Source organism: Acinetobacter sp. RIT698, from assembly GCF_009668065.1.
Taxonomy (GTDB): Bacteria; Pseudomonadota; Gammaproteobacteria; order Pseudomonadales; family Moraxellaceae; genus Acinetobacter; species Acinetobacter guillouiae.
Window position 1 is genome coordinate 148,744 of the sequence record NZ_WJYH01000004.1, and the last position, 18,167, is coordinate 166,910.

Genomic DNA, 18,167 nt, shown 5'->3' on the forward strand with positions numbered 1-18,167 from the left:
TCTTTGCAAACAATAAGTTATTCTGTGGATAACTCTGTTGAAAACCTTGTAGATAACTCTGAGGATAACCGTGTGGAAAATAAACAGGATTTAGAAAGCCAAGTCCCGCAATGGATTGAGACATGGAGTAAATACATTTTAGCGCAGTATTCCACAGCTTCAGGATTAGATGAACAGACACTTGAATTAGTACAAGAAATTTTATTGGCAACCACACAAGGGGATAGCTGTATCTCCGCTGAGGCGCAAAACACTGCTTTATTAAAGCCATTGATTGTAGAGCCTACTATTGTAGAACATGGTTTAGCTGAAACAGTGGTTGCACCATTTGTGCAACAGCATGGATTGATTTATCTATATCGTTATTGGCAACTTGAGCGCCGTTTGGCGATACAAGTGACACGGTTAAAACAGCAGAATATTCAACATGTTGATGTTGTTGCATTTGATCAGCTTCTCACCGATCCACATCAAAAAGCTGCCTTAACTATGGTGGCAGGCAATGCTTTTAATATTATTACTGGCGGACCAGGTACAGGTAAAACCTATACTTTGGCCAGAATCATTGCAGTATTGCAGCAAACCCTTCCTGATATTCGTATTGCAATGGCTGCGCCCACAGGCAAAGCCGCACAAAGAATGGGGGAAGCACTACAAAAATCATTGAGTGATCCAAAACTACACAGTTTTGGACTGAACCAACATCAATTTAACCCCATGACCTTACATCGGTTATTGGGCTTGGGAAATCAGCATATTCCTCGTTTTAATCTGCGACAGCCATTGCCTTATGATGTGGTCGTGGTTGATGAAGCATCGATGCTAGATTTAAATTTAGCCACGATGTTATTTGAAGCCATTCCTGAACATTGCCGTTTAATTCTTTTGGGTGATGCCAATCAGTTGGCTTCAGTGGATGTCGGTTCGGTGTTGGCAGATTTACAGAATGTACAATCATTACAGCACAATCGGGTCAATCTACAGAACAGTCAACGCTTTAAAGATGGTGCCTTAATTGGAAAAATGGCACAGTTTATTCAATCACAGAAAAATCAAAGTATAGACCGTACAGAATTATTGGCGAATTTTGAGCAAGAAATTGTTGAGGCGAGTGCGCTTAAACCAGTTGAACTCAAAGCAAATATGCAAGATGTGATTCAGCTTGAATATCTGCCTGAAAAGATTTTGCCAGCAGATCTAACGCAGTATTACCAAAAACTCAGTTTAGGTTTTCAAGCCTATTTTCAAAGTTTAAACAGCTATCTGACGGCCGAAGAGTCTTATCATCAGATTGAAGCAGTGACACAAGCATTTGACCTCTATCGTATTTTAACGGCAGTTCGGCATGGCGCATTGGGATTGAATAGCTTAAACCATGAAATGGAAAAAGCATTATTTGAATATCTTCCAACATTGGCTCGTTATGGTGATTGGTATGTTGGGCGTCCTGTGATGATGAGCTATAACGATTATCAACTTGGTCTTTCCAATGGAGATATCGGAATTTGTCTAAAACATCGCCAGCATGCTGATCAATTTGAAGTCTATTTCCCCAGTTTAGACAAATGGATTGCTGCAACGCGTTTGCCTAAATCGATGCAAACCGCTTTTGTTTTAACCATTCATAAATCTCAGGGCTCAGAATTTACCCATACCGCCGTGGTTTTGGATGTTGCAGCAACACGCTTGTTGAGCCAAGAGTTGATTTATACCGCCATCACACGGGCCAAATCAGTGGTGAGTTTACTGGTTGATCGACAAGCATTTATCCACGCTTTAGACACTACCACAACCAGAATGAGTGGATTGGTTAGCATGATTAACACGGTATAGTTATTTTGTAGTTTTTATTGATAATTTATCTCTATGTACGAAATTGCTTACATGAATTCGAGAGATTTGCGCATAGAGCTTCTTGTTACTTTTTGAGATGATGAAGCCATAAAGAACTCAGCAAGGATCGTTGAGTAAAATCGCAAAATAATAACAATTTAAAGTCGTGAGACTGCGAACTTACATGAAAGTAAGTGATAAGAGGAAACTTACAGCCGCTAAGCCTTGTAGTTTTGGGAGAGACTACAGGGCTTTTTTATTGAAATTAAATTCTGAATTTTTTACTTCAAAGAGAATCAAATTATTTAAATTTAGTAGGTTTTTTAAAACGCTACAGCCATTGCCTCTATGTACGTTATTTCTCACATAATCTTGCGGTAAATGCGACTTCTGTTCAATGTCTGTCACAGGCATAGTAAGTCACATAAGGACATAATTAGTCACATGGTTGTGAAATAAGTGTCATGTACAAAAACAAAAACTGCTTAGGGTACAAGCAAATACTATAAATAAGATAAGCACAATAACTAAACAAGAAACTACAGCGCAAAGGAAAAGCCCTAAGAGTAATCTTAGGGCTTTTTCATATTTTATCTGTTGCGTTTAAACCAAAATCGCTGTTTAAACTGACAATTTAAACCAATTCGGTTTCTGTTCGATCTGTGCCAAATAATGCTCGACGTTGGGTTTTAGGGATTTTAGGGCACTGGCTAGAAATTTGATAAAGCGTTTGCGCCAGAGCAGGAATATGTGTTCCAACTACAGCTTTGCCTGTATTTAAAATACTGACGCTAATATCACGCTCTGGATCAGCCCAGCAGAGAATGTTGGAAAAGCCTAAATGCCCAAAAGCTTGGCCCGTCATTGGCCCAAATATACCCACTGGGTTACTGCCGAGCATAGGCCCTAAGGCATAGCGCATTGGTGCAAGCAAGGTTCGGTCGATGTTGGTGGTTGAGGTAGGCAAAGTTGCACGAAATACCGTTTCAGGACTCATGATTTGCTTGCCATTATATTGACCGCCATTCAATAACATCTCAAAGAAGCGATTGGCTTGTTCAGCACTGGTGTAAATATTGCCCGCAGGGCATACCGTATCCATAAAACGTGGATCATTGGTCACATCGACAGCAAGTTGTAAGCCACCACCGAGCACATGATTTAAATATAAGTCTGTACCGAGTTTAGGGTGTACACCAGTCGGGTAATTTAAAGCAACTTGATCTCTATATTCTGGTTTTAAGCCATAGTTAAAAAACTGCATATCCATCGGTTTTTCAATATGTTCATGTAAAAACTGACGAATATCTTGTCCTGTTACCCGCTCAATCAATTCACCTAAAATATAGCCTGCAGTAACAGCGTGATAAGCCAAATGCGTACCAGCAGGTGAAATGGGTTGTGCAGCGTAAAGGTGTTGTAAAATTTGATCTTTGTCAAAAAGCAGTTCTGGGGTAACTTCCATTTCTATCCGTGGAATTCCACCACGGTGGGACAATAAATGGAAAATTGTGGCACGGCGCTTGCCATTTTGTGCATATTCAGGAATGTAATAACTGATCGGATCTAATAGATTGATTGCACCTGTTTCATCTAACATGTGAATCAACATTGCTGTAATTATTTTTGATGCTGAAAATAGGCAAATCGGGGTGTCTGGATTGGCAAGCACTGCATCTGAAGCCAGACCATCGGCAGAATTACCTGACGCATAACCCAGACTACGATTGAGAATAATCTCGCCTTTGCGTCTTAAGCACATGGTGATCAGGGGATGGTTGCCTGTTTGATACAGGTTTTCAATACTTTGCCAAATCTTTTCAATTTGTTGTTGGGTCATCCCTCCCAGTTCTGGAGAAACTTCATTTGTGCGCTGCGTGATACTGCTTAAGTCCTTGGGTACATAGCAGGTATTGGTTGAAAACAATTTCACAATCTTTTTCCATGATTATTTTTATTCCACGGCAGTGTGAACTGAGTTGAGCATGATGTCAGTGTCCCAATTGCCATGCGATTTGTAAAAAAAATGCAATAGTTTTGTAATTAAGCCTTATGGCGTATGGTTGTACGATATTTTTGCAATCTCACCCCACTTCCTTTAAAATAGGCGACTGCTGTAGTGATGCACGGCAGTTAAATTGATTTTGAAGAATCAATTTGATTTGTATCAAATATTTAAATTAAGCATCTCGGAGAAATCGAATGGCTTTAACAAACGCAGATCGCGCAGAGATCGTTGCAAAATTCGCTCGTGCTGAAAATGACACTGGTTCACCTGAAGTACAAGTTGCTTTATTGACTGCTCAAATCAATGATTTGCAAGGTCACTTTAAAGAACACAAACACGACCATCATAGCCGTCGTGGTTTGATCCGTATGGTTAACCAACGTCGTAAGCTTCTTGACTATCTTAAAGGTAAAGATGCTACTCGTTACAGCGATTTGATTGCTGCTTTAGGTTTACGTCGTTAATTCGATTTAAACTTTTATTTTCGGATTATTGCATGCTGAATGCTGTACTGATGAAAACTAAAGTCTATCCAGTATTTACTGGATAAAAGGGAAGGGGCGAATATTCGCTCCTTCTTCGTGTTTAAAATTAGTCTAACTAAAGATTTATTGTCTAGTGAGGTCGGCTTCTAAGCTTTGTCATTTATGCGGTTGATGTGAATGCCAAACCTTAGGGGTCTCCACTAGAATAAAATTAGGAAACAAAAATACATGTCAATGTTTAATGTTATTCGTAAAGAATTTCAATATGGTCAACATCAAGTTGTACTAGAAACAGGTCGTGTTGCTCGTCAAGCAAACACGGTTCTAATTACAATGGGTGGCGTAACAGTACTGGTTGCTGTTGTTGCACAACCTACTGCTAAAGCGGGTCAAGACTTCTTCCCACTTACAGTTAACTATCAAGAAAAACAATATGCTGCGGGTCGTATCCCAGGTGGTTATGGTAAGCGTGAAGGCCGTGCTTCAGAAGCAGAAACTTTAATTTCTCGTTTAATTGACCGTCCAATTCGTCCGTTGTTCCCAGAAGGCTATTACAACGAGATCCAAGTTACTGCAACAGTTGTGTCTTCAGACAAAACTATGGACGCTGATATTGCTGCAATGTTAGGTACATCTGCTGCACTTGCAATCGCTGGTACACCTTTCCGTGGTCCAATCGGTGGTGCACGTGTTGGTTTGATCAATGGCGAATATGTACTTAACCCAAATTTAGAACAACTTGCTCAATCTGACCTTGACCTTGTAGTTGCAGGTACAGAATCTGCAGTATTGATGGTTGAGTCTGAAGCAAAAGAACTTTCAGAAGACCAAATGTTAGGCGCTGTGCTTTTCGGTCATGACGAAATGCAAATTGCGATCCAAGCGATTAAAGAGTTTGCTGCTGCCGCTGGTGCAACAGAATCAACTTGGACTGCTCCAGTTAAAAACGAAGATCTTCGTGCAAAATTAAAAGATGCATTTGAAGCTAAAATCTCTGAAGCGTATACCATTGCTGTTAAGCATGACCGTTATGCTGCTTTAGATGCACTTCAAGCTGAAGCAACTGCTCAATTCGTTCCTGAAAATGACGAAGCTGGTATTGCAGATGACTTAAACGAATTATTTGAAGATCTTAAATACCGTACTGTACGTGATAACATCCTTTCAGGAAAACCACGTATCGATGGTCGTGATACTAAAACTGTTCGTGGATTAGACGTACAAGTGGGTGTGTTAGATCGTGCTCATGGTTCATCATTATTTACACGTGGTGAGACTCAGGCGTTGGTTACAACGACTTTGGGTAATACTCGTGATGCGTTGATGGTTGATACCTTGTCTGGTACAAAAACTGACAACTTCATGTTGCATTACAACTTCCCTGCATATTCTGTAGGTGAAACAGGTCGTGAATCTGGTCCTAAGCGTCGTGAAATTGGTCATGGTCGTTTAGCACGTCGTGGTGTACAGGCTGTTCTTCCACCAGCTGATCGCTTCCCGTATGTGATTCGTATTGTATCTGACATTACTGAATCAAATGGTTCATCTTCAATGGCTTCTGTATGTGGTGCTTCATTATCACTTATGGATGCAGGTGTTCCTCTTAAAGCGCCAGTTGCGGGTATCGCAATGGGTCTAGTAAAAGAAGGCGAGCGTTTTGCTGTTCTTTCTGACATCTTAGGTGATGAAGATCACTTAGGTGATATGGACTTTAAAGTTGCTGGTTCTGCAAACGGTATTACTGCGCTTCAAATGGATATCAAAATCGAAGGTATCACAGAAGAAATTATGGAAGTTGCGTTGAATCAAGCGTATGCAGGTCGTATGCATATTCTTAATGCAATGAACCAAGTGATTTCACGTGCACGTCCTGAAATTTCTATGCATGCGCCAACATTCCAAGTGATCAATATCAATCCTGATAAGATCCGTGATGTGATTGGTAAAGGTGGTGCGACAATCCGTCAAATCACAGAAGAAACAAAAGCAGCGATTGATATCGAAGATAACGGTACTGTACGTGTATTTGGTGAAACGAAAGCGGCTGCTCAAGCTGCGATTGCAAAAATCCAAGCGCTTACTGCTGAAGTTGAACCAGGTAAAATCTATGCTGGTCGCGTGATTCGTATTGTTGAATTTGGTGCGTTTGTAAATATCATGCCAGGTACAGATGGTTTACTTCACATCTCGCAAATTTCAAACGAACGCGTTGCAAACGTGACTGATATCTTGGCTGAAGGTCAAGACGTTAAAGTTCAAGTTGCTGACGTAGACAACCGTGGTCGTATTAAATTAACCATGAAAGATGTAGACCAAGCATAATATTTGCAAGGTTTAAATCCTTTAGGGTTTGATTAAAATTTAATACAGAAAAGACTGCCTTGTGCTTCGCCAAAGTTACAACTTTGGCTTGCTCAGGGCTTTTTTTATGGCATGATGCATAACAATAAAGACCAAAAATATCGTGAATATGCAAAGCTTTTATTTTTTTCAACACACAGATGAACCTTATACCTGTATACAAAAAGAACCTGTTTTTAATGCAGAGCAACAATTTGTCTGGGTGGATTGTACCCGTGAAGATGTGGTCAATCGTGCTGAGCTATGGCAAAAAGAAATCTATAATGCGACCGAAATTCATCTCAATGAATACCATATTCGAGATATTTTAAATATCGAACATCCATGCGCATTTGATGCAATGGAAGATTATGATTTATTGATTTTTCGTAAATTAATTACCCCAGATGATCAAATCGATAGTGGCGAAGATGCCCTTGAACAGCATGATCGTGTTTTTGGTTTGGCGTCCTCACCAGTCAGTTTTATTATTACCTCACAAGCTTTAATCACCATTCATGAAAAGGGCAACCATGCCTTTGAAAGTTATCTTGCCCGTATTTTCAATATCATGAATAAGAGTTTAGAAGAACAAAATAAACCACGTAAATTACCGACTACGCCTTTAGATTTAGCACTGCGCTTGCTGAATAGTATGATTGATGGCTATTTGGATTTACGTAATCCTCTGTCTCGTCGGGTTGAATTTTGGCAACAAGAACTATTGCAAGGCAATCGCCGTTTTACCAAGTGGCATCAACTGTTTCAAGAGAATCTGGTTTTTCAACAAATTGAAAATTTGTGCGAAGAACAAATAGATTCCCTACAGGAACTTCGAGATGAAATTGTTGAAAACTATGCACATTTAAAAGGTAAAAAGCGCACTGAAAAGCAAGATATTATGTTGGTTCGCGTGGATGATCTGGTTAGCCATGTTGAGCGTATTCAAAAATATACGGTACGCTTAAGTACCGCAATTCAAACTGCAATAGATTTACACTTTTCTGCCATCGCCAATCAAACCAATGAGAATATGCGAATTCTTGCGATTATTACTGCGGTGTTTGCGCCATTAACCTTATTAACAGGGGTATATGGAATGAATTTTGAATTCATTCCAGGTCTACGTAGTCCGATAGGTTTCTGGGTGATGCTGGGTGTGATGTTGGGCTGTACGATTGGGCTGTTAATCTATTTTTACCGCCGTCATTTGGTTGGACGTGGTGAAAGAAGTGTGATTGATATGTTGGCACAACAACATAAAAATCAGCACGTCAATTTACTCTGGTTTTTAGATTATGAACCGATCAAACAAACCATGAAAGAAGTCGAAAAAATCACAAAACTGAAATAATTAAGCATTATTCTAGTTGAGGATTTATCTGAGCTGTCTTTTGTAAAATTAAGTAGAGTTGATCTTTTAATCTTAATTTTTTCCGCTTGAGCTGCTCAATATTTTCATGAATATGATTGAGTGGATCAAGCTCAAGGTGACTGATTTCACGATCAAGTTCATCGTGGTCAATCAAAAGTTTAGCAAAATGCGGATCTTCTTGTTTTAAACTACACATGAGATCGCGGTGTTCTGGGAACATGTGTTTCAACTTTTTATTCATTACTTTCGAATTCATCAGAGCTCATTAACCTCTTTGTCAGAAAATTCTAAACGAAAAAACAAAAACGGAGAGACAAGTTCTCCATCATGACAGGTTAAATATTAACCTGTCACTAGGCATTAACATTTTGAAATGAATTAATGAGTATGAAGGTGAAGATGTTTGACTTGTTTACGCAATTGTTGAACTTCATCAAGTAAATCCATCATCATTGCAACGGCAGATAAACTGGCTTCAAAGTCACGTTGTAAACGATAAGCACGACGTGCGCGTGAGATGTCTTCTCCAAAAAATTGATGAATACGGTCTTCAGGACGTGCAGGTAAAATTTCATATTCAAGCAATTGCAAAATCCAATCCGGACTTTGACCGCATGCCTCAGCAAAGTGCTTGAGATCTAGATTTAGGTTTTCATCCACGATTTCTGCATCATGGAAACCGTCATAGAGAATTTCACGATATTGAATAGTTGTCATGATTGCTCTCCTTTAGCAAGGCTATGTTGGTATCTATAAAATTATGAACGGGGATTAAAGTCAGTAAAAGCATCAGCAAATTGTTGATAGGCTTTTTGCTGTGTTTCGGTGGTTGCTTTGGGATAAACAATATTGATCACCAAATAAAGATGACCTGGAGTTTTATGCGGTATCCCTTTGTCTTTTAAACGGAGTTGCTGATTGGGTTTGGCATTTTGTGGCACAGTAACTTTTACTTTACCAGCTGGGGTATCAATTTCAATACTTTGACCAAGTGCTGCTTCCCAAGGTGTAACATCAACTGTGTAATAGACATCAGCACCTTCAACACGGATACGGTCAGTGTCTTGGTATTGGATCTCAATATAAAGATCGCCATTTTCACCACCGTTAATTCCAGCTTGCCCTTGTTTTGCAAGACGGATTTGCTGGCCTTCTTTCATGCCTTTCGGGATTTTAACTTGGAGGGTTTTCCGTTGTACCTCGGGTTCACCATAGGCATTATAGGTTGGGATCTGTAAGGTGATACTCTGAGTCGCGCCTTCATAACCAATGCTTACAGGAATTTCAATACTGGCATGTTGATCTTCACCCTTATAGCTGCGCTGTTGCTGAGAGCCGCGTTGCCCAAAATCTTGTTGATGTCCACCGCCAAAACCGCCACCGAAACGTCCAAATAGATCTTCAAAACCACTAAAATCTTGTCCACCACTGTTACTGTACGAACGATGGAATTGGCTACCATCAAAACCACTTTGACCTGTAGATTGCCCTCCAAACCCACCTGTATTGGCATAAGGATTGTCGAGTTCAAAATCGTATTGCTTTTTCTTTTCTTCATTACTTAAGGTGTCGTAGGCGACATTGATAGTCTGCATTTTTGCTTCAGCATCGGTTTCTTTACTCACGTCGGGATGATATTTACGTGCGAGTTTTCGATAAGCTTTCTTAATTTCGTCTGGTGTTGCATTTCTAGAAACACCCAAATCTTCATAATAATTTTTTGCCATACTTAAGGTCATTATTTTGTTTAACTTTATTCTAGTTTTATGCCTTTTTGGCTACAGATGGAAGAGCAACTTAGTGTGGTTATTGTTTCAAAACTTATCTAGCACAAAAGCCCGCTTATTGCTGATAAAGGTGGTGTTTCATGTTCTATGGGCTTTGTGTGTTCAGGTTGGTGCTTTGGATAAGTAAATGACGATTCCAAATAGCTATTTAACCTTTTAATTTATAACACTTGCTGATTATGCTTTGAATTTTAATTGAAAAAAAAGAGCAAACTGAATTTGCTCTTTTCTTGGTAAAAATCGATAGTTAAATTTCTGCAAATTTAAACCATTCAGATCTTAATAGATTAACTCAAATGCTCACCAAACAGATTCAAAGCTTCTTTTGCAGTGAACTGATATTTTTTATTGCAAAATTGGCAATCCATTTCAATTGGATTTTGAATTTCTAGGGTTTCTTTGACCGCATCTAGACCAATCTGGATCAATGCATTTTTGCATTTATCGCGTGAACAGGTGCAATTGAATTGAAGCTGTTCAACGTCTGGCAGACGAACTTCTTCTTCATTGTATAAACGGTAAAGAATTTCTTGTGCAGTTAAATCCGTCAATTCTTCAGGCTTTAAGGTCTGCGTCAACATAATCAAACGTGGCCATAAATCTTCATCTACACGTTGTTGTTCTTCTTCATTATTACGAGGTAATAACTGAATCAGTAAACCGCCTGCATTGTGATGGGTGCTTGCCAAGACAATACGTGTTGGAATTTGTGCAGAAAGGTCATAATACTGCATTAAACAAGCCGCAAGCGTTGGTTGATCAAGTGGCACAATTCCTTGATAACGCTCACCAAATTCAGGTTCAATATTGATAAATAACACAGGTTGTTGCAACGTGCTGAGCACAGTACTGCTGTCTTCACTCAACATAAAATGCGGATCTTCTTCATAGTCTGCAAGTGCACGTACATCACCTAAATGGTTGCATTCAGCCATCGCCCATTTAAATGTACCTTGTGCTTGAATTTGTAAGCTAATACGTCCTTTAATTTTTAATGTGCTTGCAAGTAATGCTGTAGCACTCAACATTTCACCCAATAAAATGCGCACAGCAGGTGCATAATTACGCTGCGATAGAATCGTTTGTAGTGCTGTATCTAAATGTACAATTTCACCACGTACAGGGCTATCTTCAATATAAAAACGTTGACGTAAATCAGACATAAAATTCTCCAAATCCCTGTTTAGATGGTGGCGATATTATAAATCACAAGTTTATTTCACCTGAAAAACGGTGCATCTTAAAGTTAATTTTCGTCATCACGCATAATATTAATACGATCATGCTTGGCATGTGTGGTTTGAGCTTTTGCTGTGGGCCTTTCTAAGCCTGATTCATCCAAATCTGGAACATCTTTATATTGCTCAGGATTGTGGTTTTCAACTTGCGCATCGCTTTCAAACAGGTGCTCAAGCTCCGAAATAAAGTCCCGATAACTTTCAAAAAGCTTTTGCTCATCAGTATAAATACGCTGTTGACGTGTTAACAGTTCTTCATCGTAGTTTCTAAATAGCTCAACACTATCATAAGCCTCTTGTTTACTCATGCCCAGTTCACACAATGCTCGATAACCCATACCCAAGGACGTTAAATAGGTTTCACGCCAAATATGTTTAACTCCGACATCACGCAGGAGGTGCATGTGATAACGATCTCGTGCTCGAACCAATAAGGTAAGGTTTGGATAATTGAGCAAAATATGTCGCGCAACATTCATTGAATCTTCAACATTATCAATTGCCAATACAAAAACCTTGGCCTGCTCAATTCCGGCTGCACGGAGTAAATCGGGTTGAGTCACATCGCCATAATACAAAGTACCACCATAGCGTCGAACAAAATCAATTTTTTGTAAATTATTATCAATGGCGGTAAAGGTAAAATGACGGATACGCGCCAAACGAGCAACAATTTGCCCTACACGACCAAAACCAGCAACAATAAGAGCAGGGTGTTCGTTGGGAATTTCATCGTATTTCGGTGCACTGTCTTTATTGATTAATGGCAATACTTGTGTACTTACCAACCAGAAGAAGATTGGGGTCAGTACCATGGATAAGGTCACAATTAAGGTGATGGGCTCCATGATTGCTTCAGCCAGTACTTTTTCGCTTTTTGCCACGTTTAATACCACAAAGGCAAATTCACCCCCTTGGGCTAAACAGGTTGCGACCATTAAACTGTTGGTCCAACTCATTTTTTTATAACGTGCAATGGCTGCCATCACGATCATTTTGATTAGAATTAAACTGACTGCGCCACCAATAATCAGTAATGGCATATCTGCAATTAACGAGATTTGCGTGGTCATTCCCACCGTCATAAAGAATAAACCGAGCAATAAACCTTTAAAGGGCGCAATACTGGCTTCAAGCTCATGACGGAATTCAGAGTCAGCTAGAAGCACGCCTGTTAAAAAAGCGCCTAAGGTTGTGCTGATCCCAAGTGTATCCATCAACAACACCACACCCAGCACAATAAATAGGCCAACAGCTGTGATCAGTTCTGTTGCACCACTTTTTGCCACAAAGCGGAAAAATGGTCGCATCACATAACGGCTAAACAGAAATAAACCCGTGAACGTGGCGATAATTGCAGCAAAGTAAGCAACGCCATGATGACTCGATTCACTGCCTGCTAAGAGTGGGATGATGGCAAGTAATGGAATCGCAGCAATATCCTGAAACAGTAAAATCGAAAAGGATTGCTGACCATGGGTGGTATTGAGTTGTTGTTTTTCTTCCAAAAGCTGTAAAACAAAGGCGGTTGAAGAAAGTGCTAAGGCAAAACCAATCACAAAACTTGCAGGGGGTGATTGTTGAAAGATTAAATAGATGGTTCCCATCAATACCAACCCAGTAACCCCCACCTGTAAACTTCCCATCACAAAAATGGATTGGCGCATTTCCCATAAACGCTGTGGTCGAAGTTCTAAACCAATCAGGAACATCAGTAAAATCACCCCAAATTCTGCAAGGTGCATGATTTCCTCTGGATCATTGGCGATGTTAAATGCGCTTGGACCCAGAAGTATTCCTGTAAATAAGTAACCCAGTACGGTGGCGATACCAAGTTTTTTCCCTAGAGGAACCAGGATTAATGCTGCACCAAGGAAGATGGTGATTTGGAGTAACAGTGACATTCACTTGCCTTAAGTTTTTTTCTTTCTTTAGAAATTGTAGCGTGATTTTGTGATTGACTTGGAGATATTTATTGAGAAATTGTCTTTTTACCCAATAAAAATTTAAAAGTGATTAGCGAGGTAAAAACGAGAACTGATGTGTAAATAAAGACGTGATAATAAATTGTATTGAAAATCCATTGCTTTATATGGCAGTGGATTTTTGCATTTTTCTAAATGATCTCTTTTATGCTGATGATCATGGGCTTAAATGGAATACTATATTTTTCAATTTATTTAGAAAATCTTAATAGATAATAAATTTTATTTAAAAAATCAATTGAGAATGATTATCATTTGTAGAATGCATGTGTTACTTTATCTTATAGTTCTATATTTGCTGAGAATAGTAGAACTACAATTTTTTCCAATCAAAACATTTGCTTCCTCTTTGGATAAATGCCAAACGGAATATGTAGCATGTAAGAGTGTTGGCGGATCTGATTGTAATGGATGGGCACGAATAAAGTCACAGTGGGAAAATAGTTTTGGAAGAAGTTTATTTCCAGATTCTAGTGGAAATGGTAGCTCTGGTTTTGGTGATGTACCTAATTCAACACAAAGTTAAGAGCGAAAAGGATAAAAATATAAATCAATTCAAAACTACTTTGAATTTTTTAAATAGACCTAATATAGAGGCTGAATAATGAGTAAAATATTTAGAATTATATTTTTCATTCTAGCATCATTTTTATATACAGAATCTAAAGCTGATCATTCATCATTAAATCAATTGCCAACTATTGTTGTAAATGCTAATTCTAATAAATTTAATTATAGACCTATATGTGAAACTTGTTTAAATCCATTTAGGGAATATGATGCTGGATATGATAGAACCGGCACTACTATACCATGGGTATTACCACAAGATATGCTTCCTGTAATTGGGAATATACCAGTGACTGGAAATAATATTAATTCTTGTAATAAAACAGCTAATCCTATTACTATAAGCAATGGTCAAAAAACACAAAGAGAAGTTGATTTTAATGTAAAAGGGGAGCAATCATTTGAATTTATTCGTTATTATAATTCTAATAATTCTGGAAATTCGGATTTTTCAAGTAATGGTAAATGGCGGCATAGTTTTGATTATAGATTGGTTAGTGATAATAAAGGAAATATCTATAGGTATACACCAGAGGGAGAAATGGAGCTATTAAAAGATCAAAATAATAATCTATCTAAAAATATAGAATCTTTTGAAACGGATTGGGAGTTTGAGGAATTTTATGGGGTGCAACTAGTTGTTATATTCCATAGAATCAAAATGGTTGATGGTGGTTTAGAAAAATACGGATTGAATGGACAGATTATAGAAAAAATAGACCAAAATGGTTTAGGATGGAAAATAAAATTCATATCTTCTACATCTTTGGAGGACAAAATCAATGAGCTTATGAATATTGTTTTTACAAATGGAAGGAAAATAGAGTTTAATTTTTGGAATGATAGAATTATAAATCTTAAAGATCCTAATGGTGAAAGATATAATTATGAATATGATGGAAATAATAATTTAATAAAAGTTACTTATCCGATTCGAAGCGATAGTGTAAGTTACCATTACGGAGAAAATGGAGCTGACGCTCATACGTTGAGTGGGATATCAATAGATGGCAAGCGCTATAATAGCTATTATTTTAATGGCGATAAGGCGATTCAAAGTGGGCGTAGTGATGGTACACAAGTTGATAGGTTAACTTTTGGTGATAATTATACAATTGTTACCAATCCTTTAGGTGCAGTTTTTAAATATTTTTACACCGACAAGCAAAAAAATAAAGTCTCTGACATAGAAAGAAGTGGGGTGAGTAATTGCCCATATAGTTATGTAAGTATGACTTATGATAACAATGGAGATGTGATTTCCAAGAAAGATTGGATGAATGGTGCTGCTGAGACACAATATCAGCGGGACAGTTTTGGTAGGGTCACTCAAGAAACTGTAGGTGTCCAATGGGGTAACCTTTCTAATGCGTATATCAAAAAATATAGTTACCTTGGACAAACCAATTTAATCACTCAAATTCAAATACTTGATGGATCTAATCGTTTAATTCGAGAGGAAACCTATAGTTATTATGCTACTAATGAATCCGCTAAAAACCGCCTTAAAAGCCAAACGATCTGTAGCAAAACAGGAACAACCACCTGTAGCATAATTGCTTATGGTTATAGTTTGTATGCGAATGGAATGCTGAGTGCTGTAGTGATAAATAGCAATGGTAAAAATACAGTTTATCAATATGATTCTGAAGGGAATTTGACTCAAAATACCAATGCATTAGGGCATGTTACCACTTATTCACAATACGATAGACTTGGATTAGTGGGGAAAGTGGTTTACCCAAATGGTTCTTATGAACATTATAGTTATGATGCACGTGGTCGAATTAAAACGATTTCAAAAAAAGTACTTGATAGTAGAACGAATTCTCGTTTTAAAAGGTTTGAATATGATTCATTGGGACTAACTCAGATTCAGAGAAGTGGAGCAAATGGGCCAAGCTCTACTTACAAGCAGATCATAGAGTCTATTGATTACAATGATAATGGCACAATTGCTCAAATTACTCACTCTAGATTTGGTCAAGTTTTAAGTAGCCAAGAATATCAATATTCAAATCTTGGACAACTCCTCAGTGTTCGCTTTAAAGAAAACGGCTCGGTTCGTTATTCTAAAAGTAATCAACATAATCAATTGGGATGGATAACGGCAGATCTAGGGAACAATGGACAAAACCAGCGTTATGAATACGATACCAATGGAAATGTTATTAAAGAAACAGACTCTTTGGGTAAAATCACCACATATGCTTATGATATACATGGCAATCTGAACAAGGAAAGTCGTAGTGATGGTTCGACTATTCTATATAACTATAACGCTATTGGACAATTGATCAGTGTTAAAGATGCTAAAGGCAATACAACGATATATAGCTATGATGGGTTCGGTCAACTGTTATCAACCCATAGTCCAGATACAGGGTTAACCCAATATCAATATGATCCAGATGGTAATCTAATTCGTTTAACACGTGCAAATAATATCAGCACAACATATAGCTATGATGCGTTAAATCGCCGAACTAGAGCGCAGACAGGCGATCAGGTTCAAACATGGATTTATGACAATTGTAGCAATGGCGTTGGGCAGTTGTGTGCAACAGCCGATGGAGTCACTTCTACAGGTTATGGATATATTGGAGATGGTCAACTTGCTGTACAAATTAAAAATATAGCTGGGGTTACTTACTCAACCTATTGGCGTTATGACGGTTTGGGTAATTTACTTGAAGAAAGTTATGGAAATGAAAACAACAAAGTCATTTATGAATATGACGGATTAAATCGAGTCAAAGCGATTAAATTTAAAACAGCAACCTCAACACAGACGGTTGTCAGTAATGTCACTTATGAACCCTATGGCGGAATTAAAAATTGGACCTATGGCAATGGTCTATCACGACAAACCAGCTATGATCAGGATTATCGTCTAATTGGTATTACTGCTGCGGGAGTGCAAAACCTTAGTCATCAATATAATGCCAATAATTGGATCACTCAGATCAATAATGGCTTAGATAATAAAAAAACAACCAGTTATAACTATGATCTACTCGGGCAATTAAACCTCGCTTCTTCAGCTCAATATACCGAACGCTGGCAACAAGATAGCAATTACAATCGGACTAATCGCGAAGGCAATACGAGTGCCGTAACCAACTATGTACTTGGTCAGGGAAATCGTTTAACCAGTACAACAGGCGCTGAAGCGAAAAACTTTAGTTATGATGTGTTGGGTAACCTAACCCAAAAGACAGGCTATGCTGGAACGGTTAATTACACTTATGATGGCTTTAATCGTCTAAAAAGCGTAAATACAGGCGCTACCGTAAGTTATGATTATGATGTCTTTAATCTTCGGAGTCGTAAATCTGGCAGTGGCGGAACCGTTAATTATATCTATGCACCGGATGGTCAATTACTTGCGGAGAGCCCTTTATCTAGCTCACAAAACGGCAGTTTAGCAAAGAGCTATATTTGGTTAGGTGGTCAACCGATTGCTGTGCTAAGCAACAATCAATTTTACTATATTCATAATGATCACTTAGGTCGTCCAGAAATCATTACTGACTCAAATCAAGCTGTGGTGTGGAAAGCTCAACTGAGCAGTTATGACAGTGCAGTGGTACAAAGTAGTATTGGGGACTTTAACCTTGGTTTTCCTGGGCAATACTATGATGCAGAGAGTACGCTTTGGTATAATTGGAACCGTTATTACGATGCCAGTATAGGGCGTTATACCCAGAGTGATCCGATTGGCTTGGCGGGTGGTTTAAATACCTATGCTTATGTAGAAAACAATCCAATTAGTTCCATAGATTTTGATGGAATGAGAAAAATAATTTTATTAAAGGAGGGTGATCCTAGTTATAAAGCGGCTTTAAACGCACCTGATATAGAAGGAACATGTTATGTTATTTCTCACGGTTCCCCAACATCTGTAAATAAGTTAGATGCAAGTCAACTGAACAAAAGATTGACTGAAGAAGGGTGCTTAAAGGATGAACCTGTTCGACTTGATGCATGTAGAACTGGATTTGGTAAAAACTCTATAGCCCAACAGCTTTCTAAAATTAGAGGTACTCAAGTAATCGCTCCAACACAATATAGTTGGACCACACCTTGGAATAGTAGTCTAAAAAATTCTTACGGTAAATTAGGAAATAAAAAGCCATTCGACAGTATTCCCAATTTTGCTAAGCCAGGTGAATGGAGAGAGTTTAATAATGGTAAAGAATAAATGGCTTAAATCATCATTAGGCTTATTTGTGATTCTAAGCTCTTCAGCTTGTAATAGGGCTCAGAATCTAGAGAATACATTTACATTGGGAACAGGAGTAGAAATTGTTGCCGAAGAAAATAAATGTGATGGAGCATATGAGAAAATTAAACCAACCATTTTAAAATTAAATAATGAAAAGGCTTATTTAGTTTCATTGACGGATTTCTTTTCATGTGCTGAGCGTGAAGATGCTTATTTGACATTAAATTCCTTCAAAAAATCCTCTTTAGTTATTTATGGTGAAAATAAAAATAGGTGCGAATGTGTTAAATCTTTAAAAGTAAAAATTGATGCTAAAAG

At 38.2% G+C, this 18,167-nt stretch carries 12 protein-coding genes; 6 read left to right on the top strand and 6 right to left on the bottom strand.

Features of this window, described 5'->3' with window-relative positions:
• Nucleotides 1–72 precede the first annotated feature (72 nt).
• Nucleotides 73–1,833, top strand: a complete 1,761-nt coding sequence (recD, locus tag GJV03_RS03240) for an exodeoxyribonuclease V subunit alpha (protein WP_354666826.1) — start codon at nt 73–75, stop codon at nt 1,831–1,833.
• Between the two features lie 634 nt (nt 1,834–2,467).
• Here the strand turns inward: recD and GJV03_RS03245 are convergent.
• Nucleotides 2,468–3,766, bottom strand: a complete 1,299-nt coding sequence (locus GJV03_RS03245) for a serine hydrolase domain-containing protein (RefSeq protein WP_056517376.1) — start codon at nt 3,764–3,766, stop codon at nt 2,468–2,470.
• Between the two features lie 269 nt (nt 3,767–4,035).
• Here GJV03_RS03245 and rpsO point away from each other — a divergent pair, with 269 nt between their 5' ends.
• From rpsO to GJV03_RS03260, 3 genes are all read left to right on the top strand, one after another.
• Nucleotides 4,036–4,305, top strand: coding sequence for a 30S ribosomal protein S15 (gene rpsO / locus GJV03_RS03250; RefSeq protein ID WP_004725514.1), 270 nt, complete (start codon nt 4,036–4,038; stop codon nt 4,303–4,305).
• Between the two features lie 255 nt (nt 4,306–4,560).
• Complete coding sequence (pnp, locus tag GJV03_RS03255) at nt 4,561–6,648, top strand: polyribonucleotide nucleotidyltransferase (RefSeq protein WP_171066865.1); 2,088 nt, start codon at nt 4,561–4,563, stop codon at nt 6,646–6,648.
• A gap of 148 nt (nt 6,649–6,796) precedes the next feature.
• Nucleotides 6,797–8,020 carry a magnesium transporter CorA family protein gene (locus tag GJV03_RS03260; RefSeq protein ID WP_004725517.1) on the top strand — a complete coding sequence of 408 codons (1,224 nt, stop codon included), beginning with the start codon at nt 6,797–6,799 and terminating at the stop codon, nt 8,018–8,020.
• A gap of 7 nt (nt 8,021–8,027) precedes the next feature.
• Here GJV03_RS03260 and GJV03_RS03265 read toward each other — a convergent pair whose 3' ends face one another.
• The 5 genes from GJV03_RS03265 to GJV03_RS03285 form a co-directional block, all read right to left on the bottom strand.
• Nucleotides 8,028–8,297 (bottom strand): DUF465 domain-containing protein, encoded by a 270-nt coding sequence (locus GJV03_RS03265; RefSeq protein WP_004725519.1) that lies wholly within the window; start codon nt 8,295–8,297, stop codon nt 8,028–8,030.
• A 122-nt stretch (nt 8,298–8,419) separates the two neighbouring features.
• Complete coding sequence (locus tag GJV03_RS03270; RefSeq protein WP_154129453.1) at nt 8,420–8,758, bottom strand: chaperone modulator CbpM; 339 nt, start codon at nt 8,756–8,758, stop codon at nt 8,420–8,422.
• Nucleotides 8,759–8,799: 41 nt separating this feature from the next.
• Nucleotides 8,800–9,768, bottom strand: coding sequence for a DnaJ C-terminal domain-containing protein (locus tag GJV03_RS03275; RefSeq protein ID WP_154129454.1), 969 nt, complete (start codon nt 9,766–9,768; stop codon nt 8,800–8,802).
• A gap of 347 nt (nt 9,769–10,115) precedes the next feature.
• Complete coding sequence (locus GJV03_RS03280; RefSeq protein WP_004725526.1) at nt 10,116–10,991, bottom strand: Hsp33 family molecular chaperone HslO; 876 nt, start codon at nt 10,989–10,991, stop codon at nt 10,116–10,118.
• 83 nt (nt 10,992–11,074) lie between these two features.
• On the bottom strand, nt 11,075–12,970 hold the full coding sequence (locus GJV03_RS03285) for a monovalent cation:proton antiporter-2 (CPA2) family protein (protein WP_154129455.1): 1,896 nt from the start codon (nt 12,968–12,970) through the stop codon (nt 11,075–11,077).
• A gap of 685 nt (nt 12,971–13,655) precedes the next feature.
• Between GJV03_RS03285 and GJV03_RS03290 the strand changes: the two genes are divergently transcribed.
• On the top strand, nt 13,656–17,825 hold the full coding sequence (locus GJV03_RS03290; RefSeq protein ID WP_154129456.1) for an RHS repeat-associated core domain-containing protein: 4,170 nt from the start codon (nt 13,656–13,658) through the stop codon (nt 17,823–17,825).
• Nucleotides 17,812–18,167: hypothetical protein (locus GJV03_RS03295; RefSeq protein WP_154129457.1), on the top strand; the 356-nt coding region annotated here is incomplete at its 3' end. The genes GJV03_RS03290 and GJV03_RS03295, both read left to right, overlap by 14 nt.